Here is a 25,150-nt window from a genome sequence, read left to right as displayed (position 1 = left end):
GGCGAGAGGTGAGGAAAGCGATGATGCCCTACCGCGCGCCCGGCCCCGCCGCCCGCGCCGCGCGCACCCCCGCCTGCCCGAGCTCGAGGAGCGCCATCGCGAGCGAGGAGAACGTGGCCAGCTCGCCGAGATCGACGTCGATGAGGCTCTCCGCGATCTCGGGGCGCACGCCGACCAGGTAGACGCGCGCGCCGAGCAGGGCGGCCGCGCGGGTGGTCAGGCCCAGGAAATGGGCGACCTGGAGGTCCACGAACGGAACGCCCGTGAGGTCGAGCAGCACGGACAGCGCCTCGTGCCGGCTCACCCCCTCGGCCACCTTCTCGAGCACCTGCTGGGCGCGGCCGTTGTCGAGCATCCCGATCAGCGGCACGAGCAGCACGCCGGCGAGGAGCGGGATGATCGGGCAGCCCAGCTCCCGCACCGTCTGCGACAGCGCGCGCTCGCTCGCGAACGCCTGCTGCAGGTCGGCGTGCCGCGCCGACAGCGACGCCAGCAGCGCGTCGCGCTCGAGGGCCGCCCCGAGCAGCGTCCCCCAGATCGCGACCGTGCCCTCGTCCCCGGTCATCGCGACGACGGCCGGGCCGATGAGCACGAGGATCCCCCAGTCGCGCTCCACGGAGCGTATCGGCAGGAGCAGCACCATGTACGTGCCGTCCGCGGCCGAGGGCGGCAGCATCTCCGCCGGCGGGAACGCCTCCAGCCGATAACGGCTCCCGTTCGGGGGGACCGGGCTGCCGTCGCGGCTGTAGGCGCCCGCGACGACGAGGCCCGCGCGCTCCGCCGGGTCATCCCATAACGCGAGGCAACCCCAGACCATCGTGGTCGTCCCGAGCCACGAGAGCGACCGGTACTCCTGCTGGGTGCCGCCGAGCAGGGCGAAGCTCACATCGTAGTTGGTCCTCGCGAGCACCCCGAGCTGGTGGACGGAGTGGGTCTCGGCGTCGAGCCGCGCCCGCGCGCTCGCGAGGCGCGCCAGCTCCACGAAGTCCTGGACCCGCCGGCTGGCCGCAGCGTCCAGGGACATGCGGCGCCGCTCCGGGAGCTGATCCATCAGGCGGGCCGTCGACAGCAGGGCCCCCAGATCGGGCGTGATGGCGACGGCCTGGCGATAGGCGCGCTCGAGCTCGGCGGCCGGGGCGGGCGCGGTGCCCCGGAGCGCCGCGAAGTACATGTCGACAACCCGCGTGACCGCCGGCCAGACCGCGGCCGGAGGGGTATCCGGCGGGAGCGGGCGCGGCAGGAGCAGCTGCTCGACCATCTGTCGGGCCAGCGTGTCGCCGGCGTCCTCCTCGGAGGCCGCCTCCTCCGTGTCGAGGAAGTTCTGGACCACGTTGCAACCACACGAGCTCCGCAGGACGAGCGCGTTGGCCGTGCGCACGCCCTCGGGCGGGAAGGGCTCGCCGGCGATCATCGACGCGAGCAGCTCGCACGCCGCGCTCCCCATCATCTCGAACCGCTGGCGCAGCGTGGTCAGCGGCGGGTCGGCGCTCTGCGCCTCCACGACGTCGTCGAAGCCGATGATCGCGAAATCCTCGGGGATACGGACGCCCGCCGCCTTCAGCTCGGACATCGTCCCGAGCGCGTTCTTGTCGGTCCCGAAGACGGCCGCCGTGCACGCGGGCAGCTGCGCGAGGAGCGCCGGCGCGGCGGCCCGGCCGCCGCTGTACATGTTGTTGTCGCACGGGATGACCAGATCGGGGTCGAGGGGGATCCCGGCCTCGGCGAGCGTGCTGATGTAGGCGTCGCGGCGCTCGCGCACGTCGTACGCGGCGAAGTTGCCGACGAACGCGATGCGCCGGTGCCCGTGCTCGATCAGGTGGAGCACCGCGTTCCGGATGCCGCCGTGGTTGTCCGGGACCACCGAGGGACAGCGGACGCCGGCGGGGCGGGCGCCGAGCGTGATGAACGGGACCCCCGCATCGGCGAGCGCCTCGATGCCGCCGAACTCGATGATGACGAGCCACCCGTCCACCTGCTCTCTGGCGAGCGAGGGGGCCAGGACCTCGGACGGCGTGCCGCGCAGCACAAGCGTGCGGATCCCGCGCCGCTGGGCCGACTCATGGATGCCGAGCAGGACAGGGCCCCAGAACGCGCCGGAGAGGAACGGGGCGACGACGCCGAGGGTGGGAGGGCGGGCCGCCGGGTGCGCGCCCTCGGAGCGGCGCGCACCAGGGCCGGAGACGCCGGCCTTTCCCCTGGCCTTCCGCTCCGCTGCGCCAGGCAGCTCGCCCCACTGCTCCGGCAACGGTACCGCACTGCCCTGGCGACCCTGACCCATTCGCGACGGCCTCCTGCTCCACAACCTGACCGCCCTCCCCACGACCGCTGAGGACCGGCTACATCGTATACGCTGCGCAGCCGGCCCGGGCGAGGAGTCTCGTGTCCTGCCGTGGAATCCGGAGCGTAGCGTCAGACTGCGAACATGGCCGCCCCACGCGCGGCGCGAGTGTCGACGCGCTCCGACGCGCTCCGACGACCGGCGCGCCGCCGGCGCCCGGCGTCGCTGGTGAGCTGGTCGGTGGTATCGTCGAGCAATGCAATACCGCGACGAACGAGACGCGCTGCGGGGGCGTGTGGACAGCCTCGAGGAGCAGCTCGCGGCGGCCAGGAAGGAGCTCGCGGAGCACCGCGACGACGATCGGGCCGCGCGGGTCGAGCAGATCGAGCGCCAGATGGCGGAGGCCCGCCGCGTGCTCGACCAGCTCGGCCGGGAGCTCGCCGCGGTGCGCGGCCGGCCGAAGCGGTCGTCGGCGGTGCCGCTCCTCGTGACGATGGCGGGCGTGGGGCTCTGCGCGATGATCGCGAGCTACCTCTTGGCGCGGCCCGCGCGCGAGACGATGGCGATCGTCCAGCAGCCGGCCCTGCCCCCGCCTGCCCCTCCCCCCCCGGAGCCGCCGGCGCCGGTCCCCGAGCCAGCGCAAGCGCCGCCGCAGCCGGCCCCGCCGGCGCGCCAGGCGCCGTCGCGGACCGCGACCGCGACCTGGAAGGCGGCCGTCACGCGCGCCACGGGGCTCCCCCTCGCGGCCGGCGCGACGTGCACCGTCGAGGCGGAGCTCGCGAGTTCGGGCGACGACATCCGCGTTCCCGCGCTCCGGGTCCTCTGCGGCGGCAAGCCGATCTACCGGTCGAGCGATCCGCTGAACGGTATGTCGATGTTCAGCAGCGGCGTGGAGGAGGACTCCGGTCCTGAGCCTGGCACCTATGCTTATGCCCTCTCGTACCAGGACAAGGGCTCGCGCGCCGGGGAGCGGGCCGAGGTCTCGCTCGACAGCATCCGCAAGGCGGGCGCCGTCTGGCGCGACTCGGCGCCCGCGTACCGCGTCGAGCTCATGCTGGCGTACCAGAGTCTGCCCGTCGCGGGGGAGGCGCTCCTCGACGCGACCCGGCAAGCGCTGCGCCGGTCCGCGCGCGTCACCGAGTCCACGGGACCGAGCCCGGTGAAGGTGGGCCAGAGGTGCGCGCTGCTCGTCTCGCCGCTCCCGCGCGGCGGCAAATGCCTCACGCGCCTCGCGTGCGCCGGCCGAATGCTCTACGGCGCGGGCACGACCGGCGTCTCCGAGTGCACGGTGGAGGGAGACAAGGTCGTCCGCGTCCACGACGGGAACACGACCCCGAACGGCGGCGACCCCGCGTTCGAGCTCGACGCCGCGACGGGGCGCATCACCGTGAAGGACGAGGTGGGCGGCGCCGCGTGGACGGTCGGCGTGCAGCTCGATCCGAGCGGCTAGGCCGCTTCGAGCTCGCCCCTCGCCCGCGTCGTCCAGTCCGCGCCTCCGGGCGTGACGTCTCGCATCTCGACATGGGCGAGTATGCCTATGCCTCACGCCCGAGGCATAGGCGAGTATGCCTATGCCTTGGGCGTGAGGCATGGCGTACGACGTTGTCGCAGATGACCTGCATCGGGTGATGCGAGGACGGACGGCGATCTTGGAATAGAGAGGCGGGGACGAATGAAAACGCTTCGCAATTTCGGCGCGATCGCTCCAGGGCTCGTCGCGCTCGCGGCGTTCGCGGCGCTGGGCTGCTCCAGCCAGATAGAAGGAACGAACGAGGCATCTTCCGGCGGCAGCGCAGGAGGGCCCGCCGGGCCCGGATCCAGCGCCTCCGGTGCCACGGGGAGCACGTCGGCAACCGGTGGCTCGTCGGCCAATGGTGGCTCGTCGGCAAACGGTGGCTCGTCGGGGGCGGTCAGCGGCGCCGGCGGCAGCGGCGGGCGCCCGGACCCGGGGGAAACCGGCGCGGGCGGCGGGGGCGTTGTCGGCTCCGGCTCGAGCGGCGCTGGAGGAGCGGCGCAGAGCGCGGGCTGCGGCAGCGCGACCGCGCCGAAGAGCGGCCGTTTCAGCGTCGATGTCGGGGGCACCAAGCGCGAGTACATCCTCGCCGTGCCGGACGGCTACGATCCGAAGCACCCTTACCGGCTGATCTTCGCCTGGCATCCCCGCGGCGGCTCGGCCGAGCAGGTCGCGACCGGGTTCGGCGGCGGCTACTACGGGCTCCAGAGCCGCGCCGACGGCTCGGCGATCTTCGTCTCGCCCGAGGGCATCGACCAGGGCTGGGCGAACACGGGGGGCCGCGACATCGCGTTTCTCCGCGCCATGCTCGACCGCTTCCGCGCCGAGCTCTGCATCGACGAGAGCAGGATCTTTTCGACGGGGTTCAGCTACGGCGGCATGATGTCCTACGCGATCGGCTGCGCGATGGGCGACGACTTCCGCGCCATCGCCTCCATGTCCGGCGCGATCTACAGCGGCTGCGAGGACGGCGACCATCCCGTGGCCATGTGGGGCGCCCACGGCAAGACCGACAACGTGGTTCCGCTCGCGAACGGGCAGAGCGCCCGCGATGTCTTCCTCGAGCGAAACCACTGCGGCCAGCAGACCAAGCCGGTCGAGCCGAGCCCCTGCGTCAGCTACGAGGGCTGCGACGCGGGCTATCCGGTCGTCTGGTGCGAGTTCGACGGGGGCCACGCCCCGCAGAACAACTCCGGCGAGTCGATCTGGAGCTTCTTCTCGCAGTTCTGAGGCGAGCGTCGCTCGAACCAGCGCCACGTTTCAGCGTGCATCGAATCCCAGCGTGGATTGAATGGATGGGTCCGGCCATGGTGATCAAAAATCTGCCAGCGAAGCTCTTGATAACTGGAATCCTGGGCATCTGCTCTGGAGGGTGTGGTTCGTCGAGCGACGATACCAGCGGAGGGACGACGAGCAGCAGCTCGGGCGGCGCGGCGTCGAGCGGTTCCGCCGGAGCGACAGGCACGGGCGGCGACGCCGGCGTGGGCGGCGCGGGTAGCGGAACCACCGCGGGCAGCGGAACCACGGGAACCGGTGGCGCCGAGGAGACGGGCAGCGGCGGCAGCGGCGGCGCTGGCGGGACGCCCGGCGCTGGCGGCGGCAACAACGGCAGCGAGGAGGCGACGATCGTCCCCGATCCGTCGTGGACCTGCGGGATGCCGAACGGCATTCCGCTGCCCACGCGCGGCGAGCTCGTCCTTCGGGCGACGCTCCAGCTCGGCGCGACCCACGATGTCGGGACCACCCAGTTCGGACACCGCCGCCTCCTCGACGTGAAGGGGGGCACGCTCACGGGCGACAAGATCCAGGCCACGGTCCTCACCGGCGGCATGGACCTCGAGCTCACGCTGTCGAACGGATCCGTCGAGCTCGAGGAGATCAACATCCTGAAAGCGAGCGATGGCACCAGCATCTTGATGCGGACCTGCGGCGTGGCCGCCGCTGGCGATGACGTGGTCCGGATCGTCCCGGACTTCGAGGTCCCCAACTCGAGCTCGCTCGCGTGGCTCAACACCGGGAAGTTCGCGGGCACCCGTGTCGTCGACGCCGAAGCGGGCACGATCCAGCTCGACGTCTACGACATCAGCAAGGTGGACGCCGGAGAGCCGAAGATCCAGCTCAAGGATCCCGCGGGCGTCCCGAACCAAACGTGGGAGTGCTCGACGGCGACCGGAGCGAAGGGCTCGAGCGTGTTCACCGAGTCCGTCACGCTCGGCGCATCCGTGTCTATCGGCGCGAGCAAGCGCGGCTCGCGCAACATCATTCCCATCACCGGGGGCACGGTCACCGGCGGAATGCTGCTGAGCGGCCTGTCGGGCTCGGTGCTCCCCGGAGGCGCGGATTACCAGCTCATCGGGGCGACCACGGTGCTGGACGCCAGGTACGCGCTGTCCTCGAAGGACGGCGAGGTCATCGTGGTGAGGAACTGCGGACCGTTCGGCGCGCTCATTCCTGTCTTCGAGACGCGCGCGGACGGCCCCTATGCGATCCTCAACACGAAGCAGTATGTGAGCTCCGACCCGGGCGGCGCGGCGGGCGGCGGGGTGAGCCTCACCTTCTACGAGCGCAAATAGAACAGCAGCGCCGCGGTGACAGCGGCGCGTCCGGGTGGCAGGGGCGCGACGACCACGGAATCGGGCGTCTCGGGTAAAGCTACCAGGGCCTCGGGATGTGGTCGGCCATCTCCTCCCACATCTTTCGCGCGGCGCGGACCGCCGCGAGCCAGTGGACCTGGTCCGGGTCGCCGTCCCACGGCGGCGCCTCGCGCCAGCGCGCGTCCCAGTACTCGCGCGCGGCCGCCTCGGCCGTCGCGAGCTCGCTCTCGTCCTCGGGCGCGTCCTCGACGCGATCTGCAACGAACCGCCACGGTTCCGAGTCGCGGTCGCTCCGCTTCGACCAAGGGGGCGCAGGCTCCCCGTCGAGGATTCCGTCGCTGCTCCGGAGATAGGCCTCGTAGGCGCTCTGCGCCACCGCATCGCGCCGGTGGACGATGACCCAGTGCGCGCACGTCTCGCGGTACGCCTCGGCCCACGCGCGGTCCTCCTCGGGCACGTCCTCTCGCCAGGCGCTCGCGTGGAGCTCGCGCAGGGCCTGCTGGCTCGCCTCCACGTCCTCGCGACTCGCGCCGCTCGCGCGCCATGCGGCCACGAGGGCTCGCTCGCGAGCTGCGCTCGGTCCCATCAAGTTCGCCTCCGCCTGCTGGCGATACCAGTGATAGGGAGGATCCACCATCCAGGGGATGTTCCTCTTCGCGGAGAAGGGTCTCTGGCTTCGTCCCAGCCGGAAGCCCCGCTGGAAGGCGCGGAGCGCCTCGGGGCCGTGCCCCTGGGCCACATCGTCGGCCGTCAGCAGCTTCCAGAGATAGCTCCCGTCCAGGCGCGCGAGCGCCTCGGCCTCCGTGGTGGGCTTTCGCTCGAGAGCCCCATAACCGGCGACGAACGCGCGCTTCACGGCGGCGATCAGCATCGGCCACGGCGGGGCGGCTCTGCCGTCGACCCAGTGGTGGAACTCTTTCCGGTGCGCCTCGGCCCACGCGCGCTCCTCCTCCTCTGACAGATCGTCTCGCCATGCCGCGCCGCACACCTCGCCCAGGTTCTGGAGGTAGGACTTCCATTTTCGTGGGTCCTTGGTCCTGAACATGACCGACCCGTTGCCCGCCTCGTGCACGACGAGATGACGTTTCACGGTTGATCCCCGCCAGGAGGGTCCGTGGGCTCTCCGCCCGTAGGGAACGAGTCGGACGGTCTGGGAGGGCATCCCCAGCCCTCCCCTGCGCCGAGCGGGCAGAGGAGCGGCGCGAACCGAGGAATAGCCCACCCTGGAGGCGGCCCCGGAAGGGTGATCATGGCTTGGATGATATCATCCGACTCGATCGCATCTATATCGACCATCTTCGGATCCAGCTTCTCGGGCTCGCATCGAAAATCCCACACATACTTGCACTCGATGTCGGTAAACTCGGGCAACAGAGCCTTGATTTCGCCCTGCGCGGAAGGCACGACGTAGCGCGCAAATTCTTCGGCGCAAAAGAGATAGCTCGGAAGATCGGGCTTCTTTATGAGACAGGTAAGCATATCCTCCACGGTGATTTACTTATTCGGACGATCGTACCATCCGCTCCACAGCCCGCCCTCGTTGTCGCGGCAGATTACCTTGCCCACCTGGTCGTTCTCGTCCCTTGTCTTCAACCATTCCTTCGCCAGCTCGTGCATGGTCCAGCGCTTCATCGCCATCAGCTTGTCGTGCGGCAGCATCGCGATCTGACGTCTCAGCTCATCGCGATCTTCTGGGTCCACGATTGAGCAGCCGACGACGAGCGGAACGAGCACGGCGACACACAGACGTCTCATACGCCTCCCTCCCCGAGCGTGATGCACGCTACACCGCGCCGCGTCTCCGGACAAGACGCCCCGCGGACCATACCGCGCGAGCGGCAAGACTGCCCTTGTGAGCACGGCGCCCGCAACGTCGGCCTTCGTGGTCCCTCCCATGCGGCAACGACGGCAATCACCAGGCTCAGCGACGAGCCGTGGCACAGCGCCACCAGCCACTGCTTATCGCGTGGACGAAATCGAAAGCCGACCGTTCACCTATGGAGCCGACATTCCGTATCGTGCCCCGCGAACGCTACCTCCCGAGCACCTCGTCATAGAGGTCCTCGTACGCGCGCGCCATGCGGTCGATCCCGAACCGCTCCATCACCCGCTCTCGCCCGCGCAACCCCATCTCCGCGCGATCCTCCCGCACGGCCACCGCCTCGAGCGCGGCCGCCAGGGTCTCCGGCGCTCCAGCCGGCACCAGCAGCCCTGTCTCGCCATCCACCACGATCTCCGGATTGCCCCCCACCCGCGTCGTGACGATCGGCAACCCCGCCGCCGCCGCCTCGATGAGCGTCAGCGAGATCCCCTCCGTCAATGACGCGAGCGCGAACACGTCGAATGCAGGCAACAGCTCCGCCACGTCCCCGCGCGTGCCCGTGAACGTCACCGCCCCGCCGAGCCCGAGCCGCGCCGCCTGCGCCTCGAGCGCAGGCCGCCGGGGGCCGTCGCCGATCAGCGTCAGATGCGCGTCGGGCCGCGTCGCGCGGAGCCGCGCGAAGGCGTCGAGCAGCGTCGCGTGATCCTTCTCCGGCGACAGCCGCGCGACGCACCCCACGTGGTAGCCCGTCGCCGGCACCCCGAGCCGCGCGCGCGCCGCGCCCGCGTCGCCCGGCCGGAACACGTCCGTGTCCACGCCGTTCAAGATCGTCACGACCTTGGCCGGGTCGACATGCTCCACCTCGAGCGCGACCGCCCGCGAGTCGTCGCTCACCGCCACCACCCGGTCCGTGAGCGCCGCGGCCAGCCGGTTGACCAGCACCTTCCGCTTCTGCTTCGGGTAGTTGCGCCCGTGCTTCGTGTGGATGACGCGCGGCCCGCCTCCGCCAGGGAACGCCGCCGCCCGCAGGAGGCCCGCCGCGAGCGCGCCATAGAGGTGCGGCCCCGGGTTGTGCGTGTGCACGAGCCCGATCCCCTCGCGCCGCAGCCACGCCGAGAGCCGCAACGGCAGCCCCGGGTCGAGGCCGGGCTTCCGCGAGAGCACCACGAGCGGCACGCCGAGCCGCGCCAGCTCCTCGGCCAGCGCGCCGGGCTCCTGGAGCGCGCACACCACCGGCGCGAACCGGTCGCGCGCCGTCCTGTCGAGCAGCCGGAGCACCACCCGCTCGAGCCCACCCACGTTGAGCGAGAGCACGACGTGGGCGACCTTCACGGGCCGGCCCGGCGCGGCGGACGGCGCCGGCCGGACCCCGGACGCTCCGATCATGCCGCGGCCCCGCGGCCGAACTCGATCGGCACCTCGGTCATGGTGAAGCGGAACTTCCCCCCCGAGGTGACCGGGATGTCGCTGACGAGCTGCACCCGGATGTCCGCCCGCTCCCCGAGGAACCGGCGCAGATCGCGCTCGATGGCCTGCGACGTCTCCGGCCCGTACCCCTCGCCAGGGATGATCTTGATCGTGATCGCCCGCGTCTTGTCCTGGTGGACCTGATACCGCTCCACCGTCGGGTTGTCCTTGAAGAAGTAGGGGAAGAACACGGACGAGAGGAGCTGGCCGTCCGTCCCGACGATCATGTCGAGCACCCGCCCCTCGACCGAGGCGAGCAGCGGCAAACCGCGGCCGCACGAGCAGGGCTTGTCGGCCGCGACCACCACATCCTCGTTCTTGTAACGCAGCAGCGGCATCGACCGGCACACGAGATCGCTCAGGATCACCTCGCCCGGCTCGCCGGGCCGCGCGTGCCGGCCGCCGCGCACCACCTCGAGGAAGACGTTCTCGATGTTGAGGTGCTTGCCCTCGTGGCGCTCACACTCCGCGCCGATCAGCATCATCTCCCTGCACCCATAGCGATCGTAGACCGGCGCCTGGAACGCCCGCTCGATCACCTCGCGCTGGTGAGGGAAGAGCCGCTCCGCCGTCGCGATGATCCCCCTCGGCGTCGGCAGCCGGTGCCCCGTCTCGAGCGCATAGCGCGCCGTGTAGTAGAGAGGGCTCGTGTACCCCACAACGAGGTTCGGCTGGTAGCGCCGGATCTCGTCCACCACCCCCGCGAGCCGCTCCTCCGCCAGGTTCCACGCGCTGACCGTCTTCTTCCGGATCAGCGCCTCGTGCAGCGTGCGCTTCGCCTTCTTCCAGCGGGGCTCCAGGGTCGGAATCCCCCAGATGTACAGCTCCTTGTCCCCGATCCGGCCGCCAGCCCACGCGTCGGAGCGCAGGGCCGCGGCGCTCCTACACTCGTACGTCGCGTGATCGTAAAAGAAGCGCGCCGGCTCTCCGGTCGATCCGCCCGTACCGCTCCTGAAGAGCTTGCCGCGCCACCCATCCGCGATGAGCTCGCTGCCGTGCGCGCGGAGATCGGCTTTGGTCAAAACCGGAAAGCGCGCGAGATCCTCGGGCGCGTGAACGTCCTTGACCCGCACCCCGTATTCGGCGAAGCGGCGCCGGTAGAAGGGCACGCTCTGCTCGGCGAAGCGGAGGGCCGCCAGCATCTTTCTCCAGTTGAGCTCCCTGAGCTCGCGCTCCGGACGCCACTGGGACCGCTCCAGCTCCCCCAGGTAGGCCAGCGTGGCTCTCCCTCGGAGTTTCGTCTCGTAAAACGGAAAGAGCACGTTCCGAAAGAGGGCTGAATACATGGCTGCTGAGGATTCTTTCGAACCTCGGCCACGCAGTCAAGCAGCCGCGGCCGGGTCGCCGCTTCCCCACGCGCGCGCGCCACCCGAGCCCCACCCGCGCCCCGCGCCCCCCTACATGTTGCGCACGCCACGCCACCCGCGGCCACGATTGGTTACCGCGGAGATGGCGTGAGTGAACTCCTTATGACAGCGGCGCGGCTCAGCTCGATCCGCTCACCGCGCCGCGATGACACGCGCGCTGCGCATCCCCCTCGCCCTCCGGCGCAGCCGGGCGAGCCAGCACACATGAGCTCTTCCGTCCGCAGCGCGGCCGCGACTCGGCGCCTCACTGCAGCGTCGGCTCCGCTTCTTGCTGCCAGAGCGCCGCCAGCGCGAACGTCTTGGCGTTCTCCGGCACGGCCTGGCAAAAGCTCTGCCGCCGCGCCGGGTCCTGGATCCATTGCGCCCGCGCGACGAGCCGCTGCATCGCCACCGTGATCGCCTCGCGCGCCGCCTCGTGGTGGCCGCAGGCGCGGAGCGACTCGGCATACACGAGCCGGATCTGCGCCTCGCCCTCCTCCGTCCCGCCGACCGACACGAGCAGCCCGAGCCCGCGCCGGGCCGCCTCGAGCGCCTCTTCTGCCCGGCCCTGCTCGAGCAGCACCCGCGCGCGCACCGAGAGCGCGTGCGCCTGGAGCGTCGGCACGTGCGCCAGCATCGCCACGGCCGCGCCCGCCTCGTTGTCCGCCGCGCCGAGGTCGCCGAGCCGCGTCAGGATCGCGGCGAGGTACGCCCGCGAGCGCGCCTCCTGCCGCCGGTTCGCCTGCGCCACGAAGGCGTCGATCGCCTCGGCCGTGGCCGCGCGCGCCGCGCCGAGATCGCCCTGCTGGATCCAGAGCAGGCCCTGGTTCTGCTTGGCGAACGCGGCCACGTTGTAGAGCCCGAGCCGCCCCGCCTCCGCGAGCGCGTCGCGCAGCTCGGCCTCGGCGCGGCCGTACACGCCGAGCTGGAGCAGGCAGTGCGCCGCGTTCACGCGGCTCAGGCACGCGTTCCTGAGGTCGCCTGTCTGGAGGTAGGCGGGGATGCTCTGCTCCGTGCACGCGAGCGACGCCGCAGGGTCGCCGTAGCAGAGCGCCCGCGACGCCCGGAGCGCGTGGATGCGCGCGGCCACCGCCGCGTCGCGCTCGGCGAGCGGCATCGCCACCCGGGAGAGCTCCTGCACGATCTCCTCCGCCGCGGCGTACTGGCCCCCGTGCAGGAGCGACCCGGCGATGCGCGCCAGCGCGCTCACGGAGGCGCCGGTCGCCTCCGCGACGTCGACCCACGAGCCGCGGTCCCCGCTGCCCGGGCCGGCCCCCCGGAGCTCCTCGACGAGATCCGCGAGCCGGTCGCCCATGCCGAGGCGCACGCGCATCGACGCGGCCTCCCCGGCCGCGGCGTACCAGAGCGCGCTCTTCCGGGGGAAGCCCCGCATCGCCATGACGGCGCACCGCTCGGCCTGGGAGGCCTCGCCGAGCCACTTGTGCGCCTCGGCCTGGACGAGGCGCAGCGCCGCGAAGAACTCCCCGTCCACGTCGGCGCTCGCGGCCCCCTGCTCGGCCCGCTGGATCGCGGCGCGGAAGTCGTTCGCCCCGAGCGCCTGCTCCGCCGCGCGCCGGAACCAGACGACCGCGCGCTCCGCGTCGCCGCCGCGCTCGAAGTGGTCCGCCAGCAGCGCCGCGTCGCGCTCGCCGGCCGCGTCCAGCCACTCGCCGGCGAGCAGGTGGCCGAGCGCGCGATCCTCGTCCGTGAGCGTCGCGTACGCCGCCTCGCGCACGAGCGCGTGCCGGAACGCGTACTCGTGCTCGCTCCGGAACTTGCCCTCGCCCCGCCGCGCGATGAGCTCGCGATCGACGAGCACCGCGAGCCACCCGTCCACCTGGGGGGCGCGGCGCTCGCCGCCGAGCAGCGCCATCAGCCCCCCGCGCCAGAACTTCTGGCCGAACACGCTCGCGGCCCGGAGCACCCGCCGCGCCTCGCCGTCGAGCGACTCGAGGCGGGCCTGCACCATCGACAGCACCGTCTCGGGGAGCGCCTCGGTCCGGCCCGAGGCGGCGGCGCGGATGAGCTCTTCCAGGTAGAACGCGTTGCCCCCGGCCCGCTCGCACAGGCGCGCGCAGAGGTCGGGCGTCACGGCGTCGCCGAGCACCTCGCGCACGAGCCGCTCGCTCCCCCGCCGCCCGATCTCGCGCAGCCGGAGCTCCTGGACGCCGCGCGAGACCCACACCTTCGGGAAGACGGTCTCCACCTCCGGCCGCGCCAGCGCGAGCACCATGAGCGGCTGGTCGCGGAGCGCGAGGGCCGCGTCGATGAGCTTCACCGTGGGCACGTCGCCCCACTGGAGGTCCTCGAGCACGAGGAGCACCGGCTCGGCCCGGCACTCGGCGAGCACGAAGTCCTCGAAGGCGCGGCGGATCTGGTCGCCCATGAGCATCGGGTCGCTCCGCGCGGCGCGCAGCTCCACCCGGCCCTCGTCGGAGAAGCGGATCCGCGCCACCTCGCCGAGGAACTCGGTCACGCGGTCGAGGTCGGCGCCGCTCACGTACCGGCCCACGCGGGCGCGGAGGCGCTGCTCGCGGACCTCCTGCGGCTCGCCGCCCGAGAGCCCGGCCTCGCGGCGGAGCATCTGGCGCAGCATCCCGAAGGGCGAGCCGGCGCTCATCGGGTCGGCGTGGCCGAGCCAGACCTGCACCCGCTCCTTGCGCTCCTCGACGCGGCGCAGAAACTCGTAGCGCAGCCGGCTCTTGCCGAGCCCCGCGGGCGCCGTGATGAGCACCGCGCGCGCCGTCGGCTCGGAGAGGCACTCGTCGAGCACGGCGTCGAGGATGGCGAGCTCGTGGTCGCGCCCCACGAACGGCGTCGTGCGCCCGAGCAGCGTCCGCGCGGCCTCGACGAGGTCGCGCTCGGCGCGCAGCACGAGGCCTGTCGCGTCGCCGCCGACCTCGAAGCGGGCGTCGAGCAGGCCGGCCATCACCTCGTCGAGGCGGATCGACCCGCCGTCGGCGCGGTCGAGCAGGCGCACGGCGCGGTCGATGGTGGGCCCCATCGGGAGCTGGTCGTCGGCGGAGCCGCGGCCGGCGACCAGGGCCATCTGCACGCCGGGCAGGAGATCCCGCACCTCGAGCGCGCACCGCGCCGCGCGCGCGGCCTGGTCCGTGATGAGGCCGCGCCCCTCGAGCGTGATGAGCAGGAGCCCGTCCGCGAGCGTCTGGAGCGCCCCGCCGAAGCGCGACGCCACGCGCTTCACCTCGTCCTCCGGGACGGTGCGCGCGAGGGGCATCGTCATCGGGAGCGTCATCGGCATGGTGGGCCCCTGCCACGAGGGGACCTCCGGCGCGCCCACGCGCGCGAGCATCAGGCACAGCGTGCGCCGCTCGCCGGTCGTGAGCGCGCTCGCGCGCCGGCTCGCGGGCGCGGGGGGGGTGCTCTTGATCTCGCCGACGCGGAGCAGCTCGAGGGCCACGGCGGCGCCGTTCGCGGGCCGGTCCGCCGGGGCCTTGGCGAGCATGCGCGCCACCGCGATGTCGACGTTCTCGGGGATGTCGGCGCGCAGGTCGCGGAGGCGCGGCGCCTCGTCGAGCACGACGCGGAGGAGGGCTGTGTGGATGTCGTCGCCGACGAACGGCGGGCGCCCGGTGAGGCAGTGGAACAGGACGCAGCCGAGCGCGAACACGTCGGCCTGGGTCCCGACGTCGCGCTCGCCGCGCGCCTGCTCCGGCGCCATGTAGAACGGCGTGCCCATCACGACGCCCGTCATCGTGAGCGGAGCCAGCGACGTGAGGCGGGCGATGCCGAAGTCGAGGAGCTTGGCCTGCTCGACCGACTTGTCGACGAGGTACAGGTTGCTCGGCTTGAGGTCGCGGTGGACGACGTTGTGGCGGTGCGCCTCGGCGAGCGCCTCGGCGACCCGGAGGCCGAGCGTGACGCTCTCGGCGATGGTGAGCCCGCGCCGGCGCAGCCGGTCGCCGAGGCTCTCGCCCTCGAGCCACTCGAGCGCGAGCCAGGGCTCGCCGCTCTCCGTGGCGCCCTGCGCGATGTACCGGACGATGCCGGGGTGCCGCAGCTCGGCGAGCACCTGCGCCTCGCGCGCGAAGCGCTCGCCGTGCTCGAGGCCGCGGCCCGACATGACCTTGAGCGCCGCCGTCTCGCCCGTGTGCCGGTCGAGGGCGCGGTAGACGGAGCCCATCCCGCCCGACCCGGCGAGGCGCTCGATCAAGAAGCGGTCGGCGACGATGTCCCCGGGTTTCATCGGGACGGCGAGTATCACACGGAGCCCCGTGGGAGAGGCCAGATCCCGGCAAACCCCGGCGACGAACCCGCGGCAGGGCGCCGGCGAGCCGGCTCACGCCCCACGGCGAAGGTGTGATAGGGTGCGCGCTATGTCTGCGCTAGTTCTGCCCTCCGTCGAGCTGCTTTCGCCGTACGAGACGGGCAAGCCGCTCGATGAGCTCGCGCGCGAGCTCGGCGTGACGGACGCCGTGAAGCTCGCCTCGAACGAGAACCCGCTCGGCCCGAGCCCGCGCGCCCTCGAGGCGGCGCGCCGGGCGCTCGAGAGCGTGCACCTCTACCCGGACGGGGCGGCCTACCGGCTGCGCGAGCGGCTCGCGGCGGTCCACGGCGTCACGATGGGCGAGATCGTCCAGGGAAACGGCTCGAACGAGCTGCTCGACCTGATCGTGCACGCCTTCGCGACGCCCGGGTCGCACATCGTGTTCGCCGACCCGGCCTTCGTCGTCTACAAGCTCGCCGCGCTCGCCTACGGCGTCCCGTTCACGGCCGTGCCGCTGCGCGACCAGCGGCACGACCTCGAGGCCATGGCCGCGGCCGTCACGCCGAAGACGCGGCTCCTGTTCATCGCGAACCCGAACAACCCGACGGGCACGCACGTGGGCCGCGCCGCGGTCGAGCGCCTGCTCAGGGAGCTCCCGCCCGAGGTGATCGTGGTCATGGACGAGGCGTACATCCAGTACACGGACGCGCCGGACTTCCCGGACTCCCTGCGCCTCCGCGGGCTCCGCGAGCGGCTGCTCGTGCTCCGCACCTTCTCGAAGATCTACGGCCTGGCGGGCTTCCGCGTCGGCTACGCCGTCGGCCCGGTTCAGCTCATCGACTACCTGAACCGGGTGCGCGCGCCGTTCAACGTGAGCGCGCTGGCGCAGGCGGCCGCCGTCGCGGCGCTCGACGACGCCGAGCACGTCGAGAAGAGCCGCGCGCTGAACCTCCGCGAGCGCGACCGGCTCACGCGCGAGCTCACGGGGCTCGGGCTGTCGGTGGCGCCGAGCCAGGCGAACTTCGTGCTCGTGGACGTCGGGCGGCCGGCGCGCGCCGTGTACGACGCCTTGCTCCGGAAGGGCGTCATCGTGCGGCCCTTCGGCAACCTGCCGACCAGCCTTCGGGTGACCATCGGCACCGAGCGCGAGAACCAGCGATTCCTCGACAGCCTGTCCGAAGTGCTGGCCTGACCCGGCGAGCGGCGCGCTACCAGCGCCTCGCCTCCGGCGGCGCGCAGCCCACTGCAGCGCGCAGCATGCCGCCGAGGCGCAGCGGCACGAGCGCGATGAGCTCGCGCTCCTCCGCAGCTCCGGGGCGCGCCGAGAGAAAATAGCGCAGCGACGGGTTCTCGTGGACGTGCAGGAAGTCGCAGTCGCCCGCCGGCTCGGCCGCCGTCTGCCCGACCTCGAAGACGAACGGGCCACCGCGATCGTTCGCCTCCGGGTCGAACGAGGAGGCGAGCCTGGACATGAGCTCGTCCGCGCCCTCCGGCGGGCTCGTGCGCGCGATGTCAACGAAGCGCGAGAACAGCGCATAGCTCGACGGGTGAGCCACCGAGCACAGGCAAAACACGGGTCGACCCGGGTGGGCGAGCATGTACCGGATCAGGCGCAGAAGGACGTGGCGGAGGACGTCATCGTCGCCGACGTGCTCGCCGAGCGCCCCGGACTCCCCGCGGAAGATCGCGATCTGCGCGCCGGAGGGCTCCGGATCGATGATCTGAGCCGCGAAATAGGCGGTGATCTGGCCGCCAGCGCCCCTCTGGACCACGACGGCGCCGTGCTCCGCGCCAGCGTCGATGACGTGGGTGGCGAAGCTCTTCTCCCGCTGCGCGCCCTCGAAGATCACGCGGCGTAAGCCATAGAGCTCGTCGATGAGGCGCTGCCTCTGATCCGGCGACATCTCACGTGGAACAAGAACCTCGACGGAGGTCTGGTCTTTCATCGAATCCTCCATGCCTGCCCATCCCGATCGCCCACCTGGGTCGCGGGACGGCGGTCCGCTGGGCGCCGTCGGCGTCGTTCATGCGGTCGGCGCCGGCGCCATCAGCGCCATCCCATCCAGCAATGGTGGTGCCACCGGTGCGAGCAGCGGCGATGACGCCGCGGTCCTCCCCTCATCTCCGGCCGTGCGCCACGCACGACGCGCCAGCCCGGCCCGGACAGGCCCGTCGGCGCGGCGCCGCCGCGAACCTGACGGCCGATCGCGGCGCGTCCGCTGGCCTCGCCGGACAGCACTGCAGGACGGTGAGGCAGGCGGGCATCAGTCCCGCAGGCATCAGGAGCCATCAGACACGCCAGCGGAGCACGCGACCGAGCCATCCATGCAACGAGACGCTCGCGGCGCGCCGCCCTCAGCGCCTCGTGCCACGCGGCCGCGAGCGCGATTGCCCGCTGGCAAACGGTGCTTTACGGTCGCGCTCCATGCGCCGCGTTCGTCGAGCCCGCCTCTCCCGCCTTCCCTCCGCGCTCGCGCTTGCCTGCGGAGCCCTCCTCGCCTGCGCCGCGTGCTCCGGCAGCGGCGGCGCGCCGGCCAAGGCGCCGGCCACAGCGCAGGGCGAGGCGCCCGCGCCCGCGGCGCAGGGCGAGGCGCCCACCGCGCCGACCCAGGCCTCGCCCGGGCCCGCGGCGCCCTCGCCCGATTTCCTGGACAAGCGGCCGGCCACCTCGCTGCTCTCGGGTCGCCTCGCGGTGCGGCTGCCCGAGGGGGCGCGGATCGAGGCGCGGGCGCGCTCGATCATGGCCGCGGCGGAGCCGGACGAAGAGGAGACCCGCGTGGTGCTCGACGCCGGCGACGAGCGCTTCGTGATGATGGCCTCCGAGCTCTTCGCGCTTGGCGGCAAGGATCCCGAGGGCGGCGTGCGCGCCGCGATGGCCGCGGACTTCCCCGGGGGCAGCGCCACGGCAGAGCCGCTCCGCCTGTCCGACGAGCAGCTCAGGGCCTGGGCCGTGTTCCCTGGAAGCACGAATCGCGGCAGCGTCGCGATCCCGGTGCTCGGCCTGTACGTCCTGCACCCGGACGGCTTCGTTCAGAGGCTCGCCTTCTACGTGAATCCTCCGGCCGCGAAGGACGCGGCGGGCTGCAGCGCGCTCGCGGCCGGCGCGGGTGATCTGCCGGAGGCGCCCGGCGAGCTGCCCCGCTGCACGGCCTTCGCGCGCGCGATCGCCGCCACGGTGAGCGCGGGACCGCGGCGCATCGACGCGGGCGGAGGAGAGCGCCCCCTCAAGGGACAGGGCAGCGAGGACAGCTTCCTCGTGAAGGTCCCGGCAGGCGCGAGCACCGCCCTGCAGCGCGGCCCGGACTTCACGGTGCACCGCGTGCGATTGCCCGCGGAGCTGGGCGCGCCGCAGTCCGCGATAGGCATCTATGTCGGTGACCACCCGTCGTTCCAGTACAACCAGAACGAGGCGAAGGTGACCCCCGCGCGCAGGCCAGGCAAGGTGTTCGGAAAGGCGATGAGCTGGCAAGTCTGGCCCATGAGCCCCACGCGCGTCATGGCGGAGGCGATCCTGCCGCACCCGAAGATCAAGGGCCTGATGGTTCACCTCTTCGCCGGCGCCGCGGACGACAAGGCGCTCGCGCCGCTGCTCGACATCGCCGCCTCGCTGCGGGTGCCCTGACGGCCCGGGGCGCCGCCGAGACGCGGCCCAGGCGCGAAGCGGATCGGCAGGCGGGTCGGGCCGTGCACGTGGATCGCCCGTCGCGGCTCCCACGGCGCGTCGCTCGCGAGCTCGAGGCCGCCGAGCCGCGCGACGAGATCCGCCAGCGCTACCCTGGCTTCGAGACGCGAGAGCGGCGCCCCGATACAGAAATGAATGCCGTGCCCGAACGCGATGTGCGGGTTGGGATCGCGGGCGATGTCGAAGCGGTCAGGGTCGCGAAACTGCAGCGGATCTCGGTTGGCTGAGCCGATCATCGCCAGCACCGCCTTGCCGGCCGGGATCACCTGGCCGTGCATCGGGACATCGCGCCTCGTCACGCGGAACATCGCCTGGACCGGCGAGCGGTAACGCAGGACCTCCTCGATCGCGGAGGGCAGCAGATCGGGCTCGGCCCGGAGGCGGGCGAGCTCGTCCGGGTTCTCGAGGAAACACAGCATCGCATTGCCGATCAGGTTCGTTGTCGTCTCGTGGCCGGCCACGAGGAGGAGCTGGAAGAAGCCCAGGATCTCGTCCTCGTTCAGCCGCTCTCCGTCCACCTCGGCCTCGACGAGCCTGGTCAGGAGATCATCCTCCGGCGCCGCCCGCCGCTGCTCGATGAGGCCTCTCAGGTAGGCCTGCATCTCGGCCGTGACCGCGGTGAACTCGTCGAGCGCCCGGGCCGCCTCCTCGCTGCCGGAGACGGTGGTGCTGAGGTCCAGGATCGCGTCGCTCCAGCGCTTGAACCGCGGCTGGTCCGCCGTCGGGGCGCCGAGCATCTCGGCGATCACCAGGAGGGGGAGCGGGACCGCGTAGTCCTCGGCGACGTCCATCTGGCCGCTCTCGATCGTCCGGTCCAGGAGCTCGCGCGACAGCCGGCGGATGCGCGGCTCGAGCCCCGCGACGGCGCGCGGGGTGAAGGCCCGTGTGATGAGGGCGCGCAGCTTGGTGTGGCGCGGAGGGTCCGAGAAGATGAGCCACTCGGCGGGCCTGCTGCCCGGCGGCGACACGACCGAGCTGAACGCGTCGTGATCGTGGAGCGCCCGCTTCACGCCGTCGTGATCGAAGATCAGCCACGAGTCGGACGGCGGGTAGTGGAGCACGGGAGTCCGGCTCCGGAGCTGGTCGTACACGGGGTAAGGGTTTCGGCGCATCTCTTCCGAGAACAGGTTCATCGCTCACCACCTCCAGCGGTGGCCAAGGTAGGATCAGGCGACGTGGGCCGCTTGAACGAATCCCGGATCAGCGCCGTGCTCGCGGACGCGTTCGCGGTGCGCGCCTCGACGGCGATGGGGTCGACCCTCCACGCCGAGCACGGCGCGGCGATCCTGGTGGGGATCGAGCGCGAGGTGACCGTGACCGAGCCGGGCGGCGCGGTCGTGCGCGGGCGCGCCGTCGTTGTGCCCCCCGACCTGTGGCACGCCGCCGCGAGCCCCGGGCCGACGCTCGGGTTCCTGTACGACCCCGAGGCGATGCCGCACGTGGCGGGTTACGCTCGCCTGCGCGGCGGCCCCTGTCCGCTCGAAGGCCGGCTCCTCTCGCGCCTCGAAGGCGCCGTGGCGGCGCACCGCGCGTCCCTGTCGCGCCCCGACGTGCTCGGCGGCCTCGCGCGCGAGGTCGCGTCCTGGCTCGCGAGGGAGTCGCCGCGCGCCTCCCTGGATGGGCGGGTCGCCCGCGTCCTCGAGGCGCTGCGCCACCCGGCGGCGGACCGGCGCCTCGCGGTCTCGCGCGCCGGGGTCTCCGAGGCGCACCTGCAGGCGCTGTTCGTGCGCGACGTGGGGCTGCCGATCCGCACCTTCCAGCTCTGGCGCCGGCTGCTCGCGGCGCTCCTGGCGTTCGCGCACCTCGACGCGACGGGCGCCGCCCACGCCGCGGGGTTCGCCGATCTGGCGCACTTCTCGCGGACCTGCCGCCGCATGCTCGGCTATTCCCCGAGCGAGCTGCGCGGCGGGCTCATGAAGTAGCCCTCACCGCGCCGCGCCGGCGAGCTGCCGCCGGCGGCCGCCGCGATTGACGTGGAGCTGCCCAGCCGGCAGCGTATCGGCCTCTCGAGGAGACGACGTCATGACGATGGATATCGCCGCGCTGCGCCGCGACACCCCGGCCTGCGCCAGCGTCCTTCACTTCAACAACGCGGGTTCCTCGCTGCCTCCGGCCGTGGTGGTCGACACGGTGGTCGAGCACCTGCGCCGCGAGGCGACCGTCGGCGGCTACGAGGCCGAGGCGGAGGCGGGCGAGCGGCTCGAGGCGGTCTACGGCGCGATCGCCCGGCTGATCGGCGCGGCGCCCGGCGAGATCGCGCTCGTCGAGAACGCCACGCGCGCCTGGGACATGGCGTTCTACTCGCTCCGCTTCGGCCCTGGCGATCGCATCCTGACCGCGCGGACCGAGTACGCCTCGAACTACATCGCGTTCCTGCAGGTCGCGCGGCGCACCGGCGCCGAGATCGTCCCTGTCCCCAGCGACGAGCGCGGCGCGGTGTCGCTGCCCGCGCTCGATCGCCTGCTCGACGAGCGGGTCAAGCTGATCGCCATCACCCACGTCCCCACGAACGGCGGGCTCGTCAACCCGGCGGAGGAGATCGGCCGCCGCGCCCGGTCGGCGGGCGTGCCCTTCCTGCTCGATGCTTGCCAGTCGGTGGGCCAGCTGCCGATCGACGTCGAGGCCATCGGCTGCGATCTCCTGTCGGCGACCGGGCGCAAGTACCTGCGCGGGCCGCGCGGCACCGGCTTTCTCTATGTCCGGCGCGCGCTGCTCGACCGGCTGGAGCCGCCGTTCCTCGATCTCCACGCGGCGCGCTGGACGGCGCCGGACCGCTACGAGCTGCGGCCCGACGCCCGGCGGTTCGAGAACTGGGAGAGCTACGTCGCCGGCCGGCTCGGGCTCGGCGCGGCCGCGGAGTATGCGCTCCGGCTGGGCCTGCCGGCGATCCGCGACCGGGTAGGTGCGCTGGCCGAGCGCCTGCGCGCGCGGCTCTCCGAGCTCCCCGGGGTCACCGTGCGCGACCTCGGCGCGCAGCGCTGCGGCATCGTGACCTTCACCCGGGCCGGCGAGGACGCCACGGCCATCAAGGAGCGGCTCGGCGCTCAGGCGATCCATGTCAGCGTGTCGACCTCCGCCGGGACGCTGCTCGATTTCGAGGATCGCGGGATTCCCGATCTCGTGCGCGCCTCGGTCCATTATTACAACGACGAATCCGAGATCGACCGCTTCGTCGCCGCGCTCGCCGCGGCCTAGAGCGACGGAGGGAGCGCCTCGTTCAGGCGTTCGACGTCGCGCGCCATCTCGAGGCGGCGCGCCTCCCGGTCCGCCTGCGACGGGAACGGGATCGCGGCGAACGCCGCCATGGCGGCCTCGGCCACGCGCGCCGCGCCCTCGGGGCCGAGCAGGCCGCGCTCGAGGGCCGTGAGCGCGGCGCCGATGTAGGTATCGAACAGGTGAACGCCGGAGGCCGCGAGCTCCCTCCGCGCGAGATCGGGCGTGGCGACCACGTCGTGAATGAAGACCGCCTTCACCGCCTCCGGCGCGACCTCGAGCATGCGCTGGCCAAAGTGGATATCGCCCTGCCCGCTGTCACCGACGAAGACGAAATCGTACTCCGGGTACAGCCGCCGGTACTCGAGGAAGTTCTCGAGCTTCTTCTCCGCGATCGTGCGGTTGCCGATGAGGCGGGTGAACGAGCCCGCGAGCACGGTCGCGGTGAGCTGACCGCGCTCGGCGAGCGCCTTGATCGTCGCGTCCTCCACGAGGCCGAGGCGGTCGCCCGGGCGGGCGGTGACGAAGGTCAGATCGCCCGCCCGCCCGGGCACGGGGCCAGGGCCGCGGTCGAGCTCCGCATAGAACTGCAGGACGCCGGGATAGACGGTCTTCTTCGGGTACCGGGCGTCCTTCCAGTTCGCATAGAACGTATCGTCGATATCGGACAGGATCTTCACCTCGCGTACCGAGACTGCACCTGAACCCGAAAGGGAGCCAGACGCCGAGACCGCCTCTCCGGCGAAGTGCGCGAGGATCTCCTCGCGCAGGGAGTCGTCGTCGATATCGTGGTAGAAGAGCTGGTGAAGGTCGCGGTAGCCGCCGCGGCCGTCGAACGCGTTCTTGAGCCGCGTGACGTCCGCGCCGCGCGTGCCGAGCCAGATGCGGCGCAGCGCCTGCTCGTCGCGGCTACCCGTCCGGCCGCGCTGCAGCGCCGAGACGAGCGCCGCGCGGGCCGGGATCCCGAGGTCGCCGAGGCGCTCGGCGGTCAGGAGATCGAGCAGCGCCGTGCGGTTGTCGGGGCCGATGAGGCGATCGTCGATGTCTCCGAGCAGGGCGGGCAGATCGAGCTGGAGGAGCAGCTGGTCGAGCTCGACGCCGGTCGAGCCCGCGAGGATCTCCAGGACCCGCCGCTCGTCATCGCGATCGGTGTGGGAGGCCATGCGCTGCCGGATCTCGTCGAGCTTCGACAGCACCGACGGGATGGGCGCGTCGGGAGAGGTGTCGATCGTCATGGGGTCCTGACAACGTAACCGATTCAGACGGACTCAACCCGCTGGCCGCTGGTTCTGCGGGTGGCGGAGGGCATGCGCGATGCCGCTTTGCAGGGTGCCCAGCGTGGTGATACCGGACAGATCCACGCCGAGGGTGACCAGCGTCTGCGCCACCTCCGAGCGCACGCCGGTGAGCACGACGCGCGTGCCGAGCAGCTGGGCGGCGCGCGCGGTCCGCGTCAGCGCGTCGGCGACGTGCGCGTCGACCGCGCGCACGCCGGTGACGTCCAGGATCGCGGTGTGTGCGCTCTGACTGCTGATGCCGGACAGCAGCGTCTCCATGATCTGCGCCGCGCGCGCGCTGTCGATCGTCCCTACGAGCGGCATCGCCACCACCCGGTCGGCGATCGGGATGAGCGGCGTGGACAGCTCCCGGAGGGCCGCCTGCTGGGCGACGATGATCTTCTCCTGCAGCGCGGCCCGCTCGGCCTCCGCGTGCCTCAGCGAGGTGGTGTTGGTGACGACGCCGCCGAGGCCGACCGGCTCCCCACGCCCGTCGAGGATCGGGAACTTGACGGTGGAGAAATGAATGCTCGTGTCGCCGAGCAGCAGCACCTCTTCGTACTGCATCGCCTTTCCCCCGGACATCACCTCGTGCTCTTTCGCCACGACCTGATCGATGGCCTCGGCGGCCAGGGGGCTCAACTCGGCTTCATCCTTGCCGATGATCTCGCAGACGTGCCTCTGGAGGACCTCCGCGTGAGATCGGTTGACGAAGACGTAGCGCCCGTCTGTGTCCTTGACGAAGATGGAATTGCGCGAGTGATCCAGCAGCTGAAGGAGCAGCCGAAGCCGCCCGAGCAGCACGTGCTCGCTCCACGTCGGGTCGCCGGCGTCCTCGACGATCGCCGCGATCTCACGCGCGCCGCCGCGGTCGTCGCGCAGCACCGCGTGGGTCCACCGGAAGAGGCGCGCCTGCCCCTCTTTCGTCCTGCCCTCGCTCGTGGCCGAGGCGAACCGGTTCTCCGCCCAGTCGAGCAGGAGCGCACGCACCGCGTCCGGGGACACGGGATCTGCGCCCACGAGCTCGGAGAGCCTGCGGCCGACGGCCTCGCCCTCGCTCCAGCCGAGGACCCGTTCGGCGCCATCGCTCCAGCGCGTCACCGTGCCATCGGGACGCCAGTGGATCAGCGCCGGCGCCGGTGTGAGCAGCCACGCGAGCGCGCCGAAGGCGGCGTGAGCGTCCGCGCTCACCGCATCGGGCTGCGCTGCTCCCTCGGCCGCGCCGCCGCTCGACCGCTCCGCCAGCGCGCTCTCCAGCTCCTCGACGCGCGCGTGCAGCGCCGCGATCTCTGCCCTGAGCCGCCCGATCTCCCCTAATCCCTCATCTGCCATTCGCTAGGTGCCGGACTGTATCCGGAGCGCGCCCGGGGTGGCAAGGTCGACATCCCCGAAGACGTACGCGAGATCCGTACGCCGGCACACGACGACGCCGCGAATCGCGGCACTCTCCAACCACCCGACGGGATGGGCGCGGGGCTGCGCGGCTCCGATGGTGGATGGGGCCGTGCCGTCTCCCTCAGCGCCAGGTCATTCCCAGTTCTTGCGCTGGGGATTCACCCAGGGGGAGGTGCACATCACGCAATCATCACCGTAGAAGTAGTGCTTCCCACCGGTGTCCTTGTAGATCCAGCAACGGAGCCAGGCCACGATCGCCGGCCGCTGGACGCCTCCCACGTCGCGCGTGATGTACCCATGCTCCGCGCCCATCACCGTCGCCAGTCACGCGGACG

The 25,150-nt window shown here is 72.1% G+C and carries 19 protein-coding genes; 7 read left to right on the top strand and 12 right to left on the bottom strand.

Annotation, left to right across the window (positions count from 1 at the left end):
• Positions 1-28: 28 nt before the first annotated feature.
• On the bottom strand, positions 29-2,278 hold the full coding sequence (locus WMF11_RS49480; protein WP_437975729.1) for a substrate-binding domain-containing protein: 2,250 nt from the start codon (positions 2,276-2,278) through the stop codon (positions 29-31).
• 256 nt (positions 2,279-2,534) lie between these two features.
• On the opposite strand from WMF11_RS49480, the gene WMF11_RS49475 reads away from it, so the two are divergent.
• From WMF11_RS49475 to WMF11_RS49465, 3 genes are all read left to right on the top strand, one after another.
• On the top strand, positions 2,535-3,728 hold the full coding sequence (locus WMF11_RS49475; protein WP_437975728.1) for a hypothetical protein: 1,194 nt from the start codon (positions 2,535-2,537) through the stop codon (positions 3,726-3,728).
• A gap of 222 nt (positions 3,729-3,950) precedes the next feature.
• A complete protein-coding gene (locus tag WMF11_RS49470; RefSeq protein WP_437975727.1) occupies positions 3,951-5,021 on the top strand; it encodes an alpha/beta hydrolase family esterase in 1,071 nt (356 codons plus the stop codon).
• 77 nt (positions 5,022-5,098) lie between these two features.
• Positions 5,099-6,364 carry a DUF3237 domain-containing protein gene (locus tag WMF11_RS49465; RefSeq protein WP_437906011.1) on the top strand — a complete coding sequence of 422 codons (1,266 nt, stop codon included), beginning with the start codon at positions 5,099-5,101 and terminating at the stop codon, positions 6,362-6,364.
• A 79-nt stretch (positions 6,365-6,443) separates the two neighbouring features.
• Here WMF11_RS49465 and WMF11_RS49460 read toward each other — a convergent pair whose 3' ends face one another.
• From WMF11_RS49460 to WMF11_RS49435, 6 genes are all read right to left on the bottom strand, one after another.
• Positions 6,444-7,475, bottom strand: a complete 1,032-nt coding sequence (locus WMF11_RS49460; protein ID WP_437975726.1) for a hypothetical protein — start codon at positions 7,473-7,475, stop codon at positions 6,444-6,446.
• On the bottom strand, positions 7,472-7,873 hold the full coding sequence (locus WMF11_RS49455; protein WP_437975725.1) for a hypothetical protein: 402 nt from the start codon (positions 7,871-7,873) through the stop codon (positions 7,472-7,474). The genes WMF11_RS49460 and WMF11_RS49455 overlap by 4 nt, the downstream gene beginning before the upstream one ends.
• Positions 7,874-7,879: 6 nt before the next feature.
• The gene (locus WMF11_RS49450) at positions 7,880-8,119 is read right to left on the bottom strand and encodes a hypothetical protein (protein ID WP_437975724.1); all 240 of its coding nucleotides are present in this window, start codon (positions 8,117-8,119) and stop codon (positions 7,880-7,882) included.
• Between the two features lie 298 nt (positions 8,120-8,417).
• A complete protein-coding gene (locus tag WMF11_RS49445) occupies positions 8,418-9,593 on the bottom strand; it encodes a glycosyltransferase family 4 protein (RefSeq protein ID WP_437975723.1) in 1,176 nt (391 codons plus the stop codon).
• Complete coding sequence (locus WMF11_RS49440) at positions 9,590-10,960, bottom strand: phenylacetate--CoA ligase family protein (RefSeq protein WP_437975722.1); 1,371 nt, start codon at positions 10,958-10,960, stop codon at positions 9,590-9,592. Before WMF11_RS49440 ends, WMF11_RS49445 begins: the two co-directional genes overlap by 4 nt.
• Positions 10,961-11,285: 325 nt before the next feature.
• Positions 11,286-15,227, bottom strand: a complete 3,942-nt coding sequence (locus WMF11_RS49435; protein WP_437975721.1) for a protein kinase domain-containing protein — start codon at positions 15,225-15,227, stop codon at positions 11,286-11,288.
• 130 nt (positions 15,228-15,357) lie between these two features.
• Here WMF11_RS49435 and hisC point away from each other — a divergent pair, with 130 nt between their 5' ends.
• Positions 15,358-16,440: a histidinol-phosphate transaminase gene (hisC, locus tag WMF11_RS49430; RefSeq protein ID WP_437975720.1), complete on the top strand. Its 1,083-nt coding sequence runs from the start codon at positions 15,358-15,360 to the stop codon at positions 16,438-16,440.
• A 16-nt stretch (positions 16,441-16,456) separates the two neighbouring features.
• Here hisC and WMF11_RS49425 read toward each other — a convergent pair whose 3' ends face one another.
• Entirely contained in the window at positions 16,457-17,194 is a 738-nt protein-coding gene (locus WMF11_RS49425; protein WP_437975719.1) for a hypothetical protein, read from the bottom strand.
• A 479-nt stretch (positions 17,195-17,673) separates the two neighbouring features.
• Between WMF11_RS49425 and WMF11_RS49420 the strand changes: the two genes are divergently transcribed.
• Positions 17,674-18,870, top strand: a complete 1,197-nt coding sequence (locus WMF11_RS49420; protein ID WP_437975718.1) for a hypothetical protein — start codon at positions 17,674-17,676, stop codon at positions 18,868-18,870.
• On the opposite strand, the gene WMF11_RS49415 is transcribed toward WMF11_RS49420, so the two are convergent.
• Entirely contained in the window at positions 18,792-20,063 is a 1,272-nt protein-coding gene (locus tag WMF11_RS49415; protein ID WP_437975717.1) for a cytochrome P450, read from the bottom strand. The genes WMF11_RS49420 and WMF11_RS49415 overlap by 79 nt on opposite strands.
• Positions 20,064-20,105: 42 nt before the next feature.
• Here WMF11_RS49415 and WMF11_RS49410 point away from each other — a divergent pair, with 42 nt between their 5' ends.
• Together WMF11_RS49410 and WMF11_RS49405 are read left to right on the top strand one after the other, a co-directional pair.
• Positions 20,106-20,852, top strand: a complete 747-nt coding sequence (locus WMF11_RS49410; RefSeq protein ID WP_437975716.1) for a helix-turn-helix domain-containing protein — start codon at positions 20,106-20,108, stop codon at positions 20,850-20,852.
• A gap of 100 nt (positions 20,853-20,952) precedes the next feature.
• Positions 20,953-22,125 carry an aminotransferase class V-fold PLP-dependent enzyme gene (locus tag WMF11_RS49405; RefSeq protein ID WP_437975715.1) on the top strand — a complete coding sequence of 391 codons (1,173 nt, stop codon included), beginning with the start codon at positions 20,953-20,955 and terminating at the stop codon, positions 22,123-22,125.
• Here the strand turns inward: WMF11_RS49405 and WMF11_RS49400 are convergent.
• The 3 genes from WMF11_RS49400 to WMF11_RS49390 form a co-directional block, all read right to left on the bottom strand.
• Positions 22,122-23,378, bottom strand: a complete 1,257-nt coding sequence (locus tag WMF11_RS49400; protein WP_437975714.1) for a phosphatase domain-containing protein — start codon at positions 23,376-23,378, stop codon at positions 22,122-22,124. The two genes, WMF11_RS49405 and WMF11_RS49400, sit on opposite strands and share 4 nt — an antisense overlap.
• Before the next feature lie 33 nt (positions 23,379-23,411).
• Positions 23,412-24,752 carry a PAS domain-containing protein gene (locus WMF11_RS49395; protein WP_437975713.1) on the bottom strand — a complete coding sequence of 447 codons (1,341 nt, stop codon included), beginning with the start codon at positions 24,750-24,752 and terminating at the stop codon, positions 23,412-23,414.
• A gap of 195 nt (positions 24,753-24,947) precedes the next feature.
• Positions 24,948-25,127: a hypothetical protein gene (locus WMF11_RS49390; RefSeq protein WP_437905998.1), complete on the bottom strand. Its 180-nt coding sequence runs from the start codon at positions 25,125-25,127 to the stop codon at positions 24,948-24,950.
• Positions 25,128-25,150 lie beyond the last annotated feature (23 nt).

Source organism: Sorangium sp. So ce295, assembly GCF_051527405.1.
In the GTDB taxonomy this organism is placed as follows: Bacteria; Myxococcota_A; Polyangia; order Polyangiales; family Polyangiaceae; genus Sorangium; species Sorangium cellulosum_B.
The sequence above is the reverse complement of the archived record's forward strand: the minus strand, read 5'-3'. Positions and strand labels throughout refer to the sequence as shown.

What these genes read in the sequence shown, in the direction of transcription:
- WMF11_RS49405 (WP_437975715.1), top strand. Translation starts at nt 20,953, where the DNA reads ATGACGATGGATATCGCCGCGCTGCGCCGCGACACCCCGGCCTGCGCC.
- WMF11_RS49420 (WP_437975718.1), top strand. Translation starts at nt 17,674, where the DNA reads ATGCGCCGCGTTCGTCGAGCCCGCCTCTCCCGCCTTCCCTCCGCGCTC.
- WMF11_RS49425 (WP_437975719.1), bottom strand. Translation starts at nt 17,194, where the DNA reads ATGAAAGACCAGACCTCCGTCGAGGTTCTTGTTCCACGTGAGATGTCG.
- WMF11_RS49470 (WP_437975727.1), top strand. Translation starts at nt 3,951, where the DNA reads ATGAAAACGCTTCGCAATTTCGGCGCGATCGCTCCAGGGCTCGTCGCG.
- WMF11_RS49400 (WP_437975714.1), bottom strand. Translation starts at nt 23,378, where the DNA reads ATGACGATCGACACCTCTCCCGACGCGCCCATCCCGTCGGTGCTGTCG.
- WMF11_RS49445 (WP_437975723.1), bottom strand. Translation starts at nt 9,593, where the DNA reads ATGATCGGAGCGTCCGGGGTCCGGCCGGCGCCGTCCGCCGCGCCGGGC.
- WMF11_RS49475 (WP_437975728.1), top strand. Translation starts at nt 2,535, where the DNA reads ATGCAATACCGCGACGAACGAGACGCGCTGCGGGGGCGTGTGGACAGC.
- WMF11_RS49395 (WP_437975713.1), bottom strand. Translation starts at nt 24,752, where the DNA reads ATGGCAGATGAGGGATTAGGGGAGATCGGGCGGCTCAGGGCAGAGATC.
- WMF11_RS49465 (WP_437906011.1), top strand. Translation starts at nt 5,099, where the DNA reads ATGGTGATCAAAAATCTGCCAGCGAAGCTCTTGATAACTGGAATCCTG.
- WMF11_RS49390 (WP_437905998.1), bottom strand. Translation starts at nt 25,127, where the DNA reads ATGGGCGCGGAGCATGGGTACATCACGCGCGACGTGGGAGGCGTCCAG.
- WMF11_RS49480 (WP_437975729.1), bottom strand. Translation starts at nt 2,278, where the DNA reads ATGGGTCAGGGTCGCCAGGGCAGTGCGGTACCGTTGCCGGAGCAGTGG.
- WMF11_RS49415 (WP_437975717.1), bottom strand. Translation starts at nt 20,063, where the DNA reads ATGAACCTGTTCTCGGAAGAGATGCGCCGAAACCCTTACCCCGTGTAC.
- WMF11_RS49435 (WP_437975721.1), bottom strand. Translation starts at nt 15,227, where the DNA reads ATGAAACCCGGGGACATCGTCGCCGACCGCTTCTTGATCGAGCGCCTC.
- WMF11_RS49440 (WP_437975722.1), bottom strand. Translation starts at nt 10,960, where the DNA reads ATGTATTCAGCCCTCTTTCGGAACGTGCTCTTTCCGTTTTACGAGACG.
- hisC (WP_437975720.1), top strand. Translation starts at nt 15,358, where the DNA reads ATGTCTGCGCTAGTTCTGCCCTCCGTCGAGCTGCTTTCGCCGTACGAG.